This window comes from Microcoleus sp. BM001215392, assembly GCF_036700185.1.
Taxonomy (GTDB): domain Bacteria; phylum Cyanobacteriota; class Cyanobacteriia; order Cyanobacteriales; family Microcoleaceae; genus Microcoleus.
In genome coordinates this window covers 1-8,991 of the sequence record NZ_JAUBOJ010000328.1, presented here as the reverse complement: position 1 = coordinate 8,991, position 8,991 = coordinate 1, and the positions used below count along the sequence as shown (strand labels likewise).

Genomic DNA, 8,991 nt, shown 5'->3' with positions numbered 1-8,991 from the left:
TCTTCAATTGCTTTCAATATTCCAATTTTTCGATTAACTTCTCTCTCTAAATACAATTTTGCATCATCGCCATCATTTCCAGCAATGGTAATTGGTTCATGATAGTAGTAAAGGATGAACCCATCTTGTATGGCTGCCTTTTGCCGAACGATAAGTAAACCCAGCTTTTAGCAGCAGGCTTTTGAGTTCCCGAATCTTTTTGGGCATAAACAGACATTAAAATTGTGGCTACGTGACGAAAATACTTTAATCATATTCCAGAAAGTAGGGTTTGTCCAAACGGGGTGCATCTCAGTTTTGCAAATATCTTCGTAGGGGCGAAGCATTCCGGCAGTAAATCTCTGCTTATAACTAATAAATTGTCTGCCGGAATGCTTCGCCCTTACACTCATTGGGATGCACCCGTCCAAACGTACCCTACTACATGAATTTGAAGTAGTTTCAGCGTTAATCCGCGTTCATCAGCGGTTAAAAAATAAAAAATCTAACTTTTACCAAAACATTAATCCAAACATCCCCGTTTAGCCCTAAAATGAAAAAGACTGACTAGCCAACAAAGCCCTATGTTTGAAGCCCTTGCCGATCGACTCGAATCCACCTGGAAAAAACTGCGCGGACAGAATAAAATCTCCGAATCCAACATCCAAGACGCCATCAAAGAAGTCCGCCGCGCCCTCCTGGAAGCCGATGTCAACCTCCAAGTCGTCAAAAACTTCGTCGCAGAGGTAACGGCCAAAGCACAAGGCGCAGAAGTCGTTACAGGCGTCCGTCCCGACCAACAATTCATCAAAATCGTCCACGACGAACTCGTGCGCGTCATGGGGGAAACCAACGTACCCCTCGCCACCGCCGAGTCCGGGCCCACCGTCATCCTGATGGCTGGTTTGCAAGGAACCGGGAAAACCACAGCTACCGCCAAACTAGCCCTGCACCTCCGCAAGCAAAATCTTACCGCACTGCTAGTCGCCACGGACATTTATCGACCTGCTGCGATCGACCAATTGCTCACCCTCGGCAAACAAATCGACGTACCAGTATTTGAATTAGGCACTGATACTGACCCCGTAGAAATTGCCCGCCAAGGCATCGAACACGGCAAACAACTAGGCGTCGATACAATCATCGTCGATACAGCAGGCCGCCTGCAAATCGACCAAGACATGATGGCCGAATTGCTTCGCATCAAACAAACAGTACAACCCCACGAAACGCTGTTAGTTGTTGATGCCATGACCGGCCAAGAAGCAGCAAATTTAACCCGCACCTTTCACGAACAAATCGGTATTACCGGCGCCATCTTAACCAAATTAGACGGAGACAGCCGCGGCGGTGCAGCCCTATCCGTGCGGCAAATATCCGGCGCGCCGATTAAATTTGTCGGTGTTGGCGAAAAAGTGGAAGCATTGCAACCATTTTATCCCGATCGCATGGCATCGAGAATTCTCGGTATGGGCGATGTCTTGACGCTAGTCGAAAAAGCGCAAGAAGAATTCGACATCGCCGACGCCGAAAAGATGCAAGAGAAAATGCTCACGGCAAAGTTTGACTTTACCGACTTTCTCAAGCAAACCAGACTGTTAAAAAACATGGGTTCCCTCGGCGGCATCATGAAAATGATTCCGGGGATGAACAAACTCTCCGACGAACAAATGCGGCAAGGCGAAGTGCAGTTAAAACGCACCGAAGCCATGATTAATTCCATGACAACTGAAGAACGCCGCAATCCCGAACTTTTAGCAAGTTCTCCATCCCGCCGCCGCCGCATCGGCAAAGGCGCCGGCTACGCTGAAAACGACGTAACAAAACTCGTCAGTGACTTCCAAAAAATGCGCACCATGATGCAGCAAATGAGTCAAGGCAACTTTACAGGAATGGGAGGATTGCCGGGAATGCCCGGAATGCCAGGAATGGGCGGCCCTGGCGGAATGCAGCCTGGTCGCGGCTATATGGGCGGCCAGCAGAAGAAGAAAAAGAAAAAAGATAAGCCTAAAAAAGGTTTCGGACAGTTGTAAAAAGCATCAAATATATTGCACAATTGTCAAAAATTTGTAGGGCGGGTTCACCAACAATAATTGCCTAAAACACACAATCTCGTAAACCCGCCCCACCCCGCGATAGTTCTTATTTAACTCTTTTCTTGTTGCCGAGTTCAATCTAAAAAAACCTGGAATTGAATATGGTACAAACATTTACTCAACCAGAAACTATCTCTATAGAATTGCCAAATGCGATCGCCCTAACCGTCACCGGCGAGCAATTCGATATCCTAGCATTGGCAAATCCCGACTTGAGATTAGAAAGAACATCACAAGGAGAATTAATAGTGAATCCACCCACCGGAGGAGAATCAGGCAATCGCAATCTCAGTATCAGTACGCAAGTAGGCAACTGGTGCGAAGCACACGAGGATTTAGGAGAAGGTTTTGACTCTTCTACCGGATTCATCCTTCCTAATGGTGCTCGCCGTTCTCCCGACGCTTCCTGGGTGAGTCGAGCTCGCTGGGAAGCGCTAACTGCAAAAGAACGCAAAGGTTTTGTTCCGCTGTGTCCCGACTTTGTAGTAGAATTGCGATCGGCCTCCGATAGTCTCTCCACCCTCCAAACCAAGATGCGGGAATACATGGACAACGGGGCGAGATTGGGCTGGTTAATTGACCCGCAAAACAGGCAGGTAGAGATTTATAGACAACAAGCAGAATTAGAAATATTAGTCAATCCAGCCGAGTTGTCTGGCGAAGATGTATTGCCCGGATTTGTGTTGAATTTAAGGCGAGTTTGGCGTTAAATAGCTTTCGATCCCAAAGCCGGTTAATTACTCACTCTCGAGGAGAGTTCCAAATCTAATCTTAATTATATCTGCGTTCATCAGCGTCCATCTCCCAACATCTGCGGTTGCAAATCCCATCTACTGCCCCAAAATTCCCTTATTCTCATCCGGCACAAACTCCGTCACAACTTGGCCGCCACCGCCGTTACCTTTGACAATTACAGTTTGATTTTTAAGCTCTCCCGAAGCCTTCGGCCCAGTCAAATTAAACACCGGATTTAGTTGCTTGTAAACCACATTTCCTTCGGCGTCGAAAGTCTGGTTAGTTAGATACCACGTTACGCGATCGGTATTTAATTGAGATTGACGCTTCTCGCCGATTCCTACCACATTCCCCGTCAAATAAAAGATTTTTTTATCTAAATCTCCCCGCCCCGTATCCCCAGTCATCGTCACCTTTTCCACGCGGTGAAAAATCTTCACAGGCCCCGGCGAAACCACATTTTGCGCCGGAAAATTCCAACTCATCAAACTGCTTTCTATTTGCAGCGGCGGGTCTGATGGCATCAATTGAGCGTTTTGCGTCAGAGTCGCAATCTTGGTTTTTAAGTCTACATCTACTTTGTCGGCAAAACCGCTATCTGTTACAGTTTTACCTTTGTATCTGTCAATTTGAGCCGGTTGGTCGCTATGTACCTTTTGTTGCTCCACAAACCACACTAAATGCTCGGTGCGCAATTGCAAATCTGGATCTTTAACATTCGCCACCACAGAACCGAATAATTCCATTCTCTTAGCTCTGCTGAAAACCCGCGCTTCCTTGGCTGAAGCAGTTACTTGTTTGTTCTGTCCAGTCAAATTATTGCGGATAACTAAAACATCTTCCTTCGGCCGCCACTCCAACTCGTTTCCCCGCAATACCACGCCATTTTTTAGGTCAGTTGCGACTATATTACCTTTGAGAAAAACCTGATTTCCTTCCTGAAATACCTGCCCAGTTTCTCCCTGAATGTCATAAATTTCTTTGCCGTCCTGAAACAATTTACCAACAGGTTTCTGAACGTTAACTGTCTTTTGGTCTTTGCTATAAACGGCATTTTTTGAGTTTACTTTCCAGAACGTTTCACCCTTTTCGTTTGCTTGTTCTAGGGTTACTTTATTTAAGGTCAAACTGCTGTTTGACTGTTGAGCAGTTTTGAGATCCTCAGCTAATTTGTTCTTTTGAGTCTCTTGCGGAGCCGCACAAGCATTAATCCCCAAAATTACTGCTGCTAACAATAGCGGCATTAATTTTGGGGATTTGAAATGGGGACTTTGGAATTTAAAATTAATCATTGGCAATTCATAATTGGGCAAACAGGGCATTGAGCATTGATAATTGGTAATTGGTAATTAGTAATTGGTAATTGGCTAATTAAAAACACTAATCAAAAATCTGTCATACTTGAGCTAAATTTTTAACTTCTAATTTTCAATTACTCAACCCATCAGCTATTACCCATTCCCTATTCCCCATTCCCTATTCCCCATTCCCCATTCCCTATCTGTCGTCGTGTTCGTCCATCAAGCTCAAACCCGACAATGGGCGGTAAGCATAATTAGGGCGCGATGTTTTTTGGATGTCATCCTTAATCATTTCCAAATCGATATAGCGATCGGCTACATTAATCAAACTGTCGCTCGTCATCGATCGCAAACTCACCACCTCAACCCGCACGCCGCGATAGCTCACAGCATCCACAGCATAAGCCAAATCGCCGTCACCGCTCACCAAAACCGCCGTATCGTATGAACCAACCAAAGCCATCATATCCACAGCAATTTCTACATCTAAGTTTGCCTTCTTAGAACCATCTGGTAACTGCACCAAATCCTTAGAAATCACGCGGTAGCCGTTGCGGCGCATCCACAGCAAAAACCCCTGCTGTTTCTCGTTCGTGCGATCGACACCAGTGTAGAAAAAAGAGCGCAGCAGCCGCGAACCCGCAGTTAAACGGCACAGCAGCTTAGTGTAATCAATTTCAATTCCCAACTGCAAAGCCGCGTAAAAAAGATTAGACCCATCAATAAAAATTGCCACTCTACCGCGATTTTCTAGCACCTGTTCCGGCGTAAAAAGGTCGTTGCTTTCTATTCTATTCAACATGATTGTTATGCCTCAATTTTTATGAAAGATTGGTAATCAAATAAGTGCTAATTCGTAATCTGTTATAGCACCCCGAGCCCTGGCTGCTAACTATGACGCTACTGTTTCCAGCAGTTCGAGTCGCTTAAAAACTGGTTGGGGTTCCCCTAGAGTTTGGTTTGCCGGTAAAGCGCCCCAGGCAGCATGAGCTGCAAAAGTCGCTAAACTATTAACGGTAACTCGATCGTTAAAGTCAATTGAAAAACCTAACTGCTGATAGATAGCAGTGCTGATATTGGGAATAATCGGCGATAAAAGGTAAGATGCCAGTCTAACAGATTCCAGAACAGAATATAGCACTTGTTGGACACTTTCTAACTGTCCTTGCTTATACAAAGTCCAAGGTGCTTGTACGTCAATAAACTTGTTGCCGGCTCGAACTAATGCAAGCACAGCTTCGCAAGCCTTACTAAAAGCTAACTCTTCGTAAAAACCCGCCACTCGATCGCCCAAATCCACGCTCATGCCCTTGAGCAGGTTGTCGCCCCAAATGTTTTCCCCAGACACATTTGGCACGAAGCCACCGCAATATTTGCGAGCCATGTTTAAGGTGCGGTTCAGCAAATTTCCCAGATCGTTTGCTAGCTCAGCATTCAATATATTGATAAACCGAGTTTCGTTAAAATCGCCGTCCTCTCCAAATTCAATTTCTTTGAGGAAATAGTAACGAACTGCATCAGCGCCGTATTTATTGACCAATTCGACTGGGTTTAAAGTATTTCCCTCCGTTTTTCCCATTTTCTTGCCATCTTTGGTCAAAAAACCGTGTGCGAAGACGCGCCCCGGCACCGACAAACCCGCTGACATCAGCATGGCGGGCCAATAAACGGCATGGAAGCGGAGAATATCTTTGCCGATCAAGTGCAGGTCGATCGGCCACCATTTAGATAAAGCATTCTCTAACATCGGGTCGCTGTCCGGATCGAGCAGAGCCGTCACGTATCCCAGCAAAGCGTCAAACCAGACGTAAATGGTGTGGCTCGGGTCAACCGGTATCGGCAAGCCCCATTCGAGATTCACCCGAGAAATCGAAAAATCTTGCAGTCCCGAATTGACAAAGCTGAGGACTTCGTTGCGCCGACTTTCCGGCGCGATGAAGTCGGGGCGTTCCGCGTACAATGCCAGTAGTTGGTCTTGATACCGCGACAGGCGGAAAAAGTAATTTTCCTCGTCGCGCCACTCAACTTCCTTGCTGGTATGCACGGCACACCGCTTACCCGGTAGCAAATCCCGTTCTTCTTTGAATTCTTCGCAGGAGACACAGTACCAGCCTTGTTGCTGGTTCAAGTAGATGTCGCCGGAGTTCCAGACGCGCTGGAAAAATTCTTTGACAATGTACTCGTGGCGCCGCGAAGTTGTGCGGATAAATCGATCGTACTGAATAGAGAGTTGCTTCCAAAGCGCTTCAAATCCGGGAACAACTAGGTCACAGTGAGCTTGGGGCGATCGTCCTAAACTCTCTGCCGTGCGTTGAATTTTCTGCCCGTGTTCGTCCGTCCCCGTAACCAGCAACACCGATTTGCCCCGCAGCCGCTCAAATCGGGCTAGGGCATCGGCAGCCATAGTCGTGTAAGCGCTGCCAACGTGAGGCAAATCATTGACATAATACAGAGGCGTTGTTATGGCAAAGGTATTCTTTGTTTTATCAGTCGATTTCATTGAATGGTAAAAGAAAATTCCCTAAATTTAGTTTCGATCTTAACTCAGCGCTTAAATCTTTTCTGGAGTAGCAATCAAGCCAAAATTGCTACAAGTTCTGGGCAATTGTCTAACTAGGGCTATTCCAAAAGAAATATAGCTTTCAGATCAACACTAATCTTTTTTAGATTTTTTTGACGATCTCTCTAAAATGTCTTAATAATTTGACATTTTGCTGGCTTGGCGCGCCCTAACAGCGTCGATCCCGCCTCCTCAATTCATTGCTTGCACCCGCGATCCCAAAAATCGGGATCGCCGACCCGGTTTGCACCAAAAATCCTCAGTTTAGCGGCGGAACTCTCAGATTAACAGGGGCTGGGCGACAACTTCTTGTTAATGCCCGATCGCCCCGCTGGCGATCTCAAACCCCTCCCGCCTGCAATTCCTGTCCCTGTCCGCTCCGATTCTTCCTGCGGCCACCTGGTTTTTTATAAAAATCTCCTCCGGGGCGATGCTTTAGTTTGTTGTCGCAGCAAGAGCGTGAAAGCAGACTTTTGTTGTGAATCTAGCTTAGTTTCTTGATGTTGGCAGTGCCAAAGAGCAAAAACAATAAAACCCCAAGGTAGTTAGGCTTAGGGCGATCGAATTATTCTGCATTTGACACTCCCGGGCGTTAACGCACGGAGATTCTTGGATCTTTGATTAACTTTAAGATTCTCCATCCACTCGCGAGCAGTCCTTAAACCTTTCAACCGTGCGATCGCACCAATTGACGAGCTTAACTTGGTGACCCCAGAGAGTCAATCTCCGCAAACCTACGCTAGATACGAGCCTAGCATTCGGGCGTGTCCAGTCCTATGTGTTGCGTCAAATTATTAGGTTCTCTGGTGGTGGGATGTTATTTTTTTTAATCGGTAGCTGTTTATAGAGTTTTCGCTGCTGTTTGTCCCTCGGTTTATGCCTAAAAGTGTGTCCTCAACTGTTTCACTCTTAGCATTGCGAGTTTCACCTCGACTACTTATATTGTACGGTCGGCTTATACCTCATTTCTAGCCAAGCCGTCCTCCACTTCGCCGCATGACGGGGTTTTAGACCCAAATTTTTGATAACAATATATTATCCTTCCGGAAAATTAAGTCGATTTCCGCCCATAGCTTCGGACAAATAATCCGCAGCAGCTTCCACCACGGCGATCGCATTTTCGTAAACCATCCGCGTCGGCCCCAAAACCCCAACACTACCCATCGGCACTGATCCCCGGCGGTAAATTGAAGAAATCAGAGTACAGCCGCGAATTGGTTCTAAGGAATTTTCCGAGCCAATACGCACCGTTACCCGCTTCCGGGGCGCGTCCAACTCCGGCGATTCAAAAATCAAAGGCCAAAGCAGTTCCTGCTCTTGTTCGAGCAGTTGGACTAGGGTTTGAACTTGCTGCAACTGCGAAAACTCCGGCAAGCGCAGCGCTTCTGCCAAACCGCCGATCAGAATCCGCGTGTAGGTGGGATTGCTTTGACGGCTGCTCAAAGCAGCCAGCATGGTTTCCATCCACTCAGCGTACAGTTCAAAGTCCCGGTCTAACTCGCTCCAGTCTACAGCCGAGAGTTCCGAGAGCGATCGTCCGCGTAACTTGCTGTTCAAAAAATTTGACAAAATCTGCAATTCGCGATCGACAATTTCGCCATCTGGCCAGTTACCATCTGGATGCTTCGGCAACTGTACTAACACCGAATGAGTTTCGTAGGCATCAGTCACCACGATCAGCATCACCTTTCCGGCCTCTAGCTGCACCAGTTGCAAGTGCCGCAAGCAAGCCATATTGGTTTGCGGTATCGTGATCATGGCAATGTAACCGCTGATCGTTGCCAGAATTTTAGCAGCGCCGCGGAGTGCCCCATCCATGCGACCGTCCGACCAATTGAGCTGGTCTAGTACCTGTTCCACTTTGCGGGCGAGGGTATCGGATGGCTGAATCAACTGGTCTACGTAAATTCTGTAGCCGGAGTCAGAGGGGACTCGTCCGGCAGAAGTGTGGGGCTGATATAGCAGTCCAGCTTTTTCAAGAGTCCCCATCGCATTGCGAATGGTAGCTGGGCTGACGCTGAGGTTGTATTCGTCAACCAAAGCTTTTGAGCCAACGGGTTCCGCTGTTGCTATGTAGTGGCGAACCGTTGCCCAAAGGATGTGTTGTTGCCGATCGGTGAGGTTAACGCGCACAAATAATATTTAAGCAGAGTAACAATTTAGAGTTGAAAGCCATTGAAAACCTTTGTCCGAAAAGGGCGATCGGGCAGAGTTCTTTACTTAAGATAACAGATTTAGGCGAAGGAAGAAGTCAGTTGTTACTGCTTATTGGTTATTGGTTATTGGTTATTGGTTATTGGTTATTGGTTATTGGTTATTG

Annotated in this window: 6 protein-coding genes and 1 pseudogene; 2 read left to right on the top strand and 5 right to left on the bottom strand. The window is 46.9% G+C overall.

Going from position 1 to position 8,991, the window contains the following annotated elements:
- Positions 1–207: pseudogene (locus QT974_RS26490) on the bottom strand (type II toxin-antitoxin system HicA family toxin); the annotation flags it as partial.
- A 356-nt stretch (positions 208–563) separates the two neighbouring features.
- Here QT974_RS26490 and ffh point away from each other — a divergent pair.
- Together ffh and QT974_RS26480 are read left to right on the top strand one after the other, a co-directional pair.
- Positions 564–2,012 (top strand): signal recognition particle protein, encoded by a 1,449-nt coding sequence (ffh, locus tag QT974_RS26485; protein WP_333471391.1) that lies wholly within the window; start codon positions 564–566, stop codon positions 2,010–2,012.
- A gap of 164 nt (positions 2,013–2,176) precedes the next feature.
- Positions 2,177–2,785: a Uma2 family endonuclease gene (locus QT974_RS26480; protein ID WP_333471390.1), complete on the top strand. Its 609-nt coding sequence runs from the start codon at positions 2,177–2,179 to the stop codon at positions 2,783–2,785.
- Between the two features lie 120 nt (positions 2,786–2,905).
- Here QT974_RS26480 and lptC read toward each other — a convergent pair whose 3' ends face one another.
- The 4 genes from lptC to hrcA all read right to left on the bottom strand — a co-directional run bounded on the left by lptC (position 2,906) and on the right by hrcA (position 8,804).
- Positions 2,906–4,102: an LPS export ABC transporter periplasmic protein LptC gene (gene lptC, locus QT974_RS26475; protein ID WP_333471389.1), complete on the bottom strand. Its 1,197-nt coding sequence runs from the start codon at positions 4,100–4,102 to the stop codon at positions 2,906–2,908.
- Positions 4,103–4,307: 205 nt separating this feature from the next.
- Positions 4,308–4,913, bottom strand: a complete 606-nt coding sequence (locus tag QT974_RS26470) for a LabA-like NYN domain-containing protein (RefSeq protein ID WP_096831201.1) — start codon at positions 4,911–4,913, stop codon at positions 4,308–4,310.
- A gap of 90 nt (positions 4,914–5,003) precedes the next feature.
- The gene (gene metG / locus QT974_RS26465; protein WP_333471388.1) at positions 5,004–6,611 is read right to left on the bottom strand and encodes a methionine--tRNA ligase; all 1,608 of its coding nucleotides are present in this window, start codon (positions 6,609–6,611) and stop codon (positions 5,004–5,006) included.
- A gap of 1,095 nt (positions 6,612–7,706) precedes the next feature.
- Positions 7,707–8,804 (bottom strand): heat-inducible transcriptional repressor HrcA, encoded by a 1,098-nt coding sequence (hrcA, locus tag QT974_RS26460; RefSeq protein WP_333471387.1) that lies wholly within the window; start codon positions 8,802–8,804, stop codon positions 7,707–7,709.
- Between the last annotated feature and the right edge of the window lie 187 nt (positions 8,805–8,991).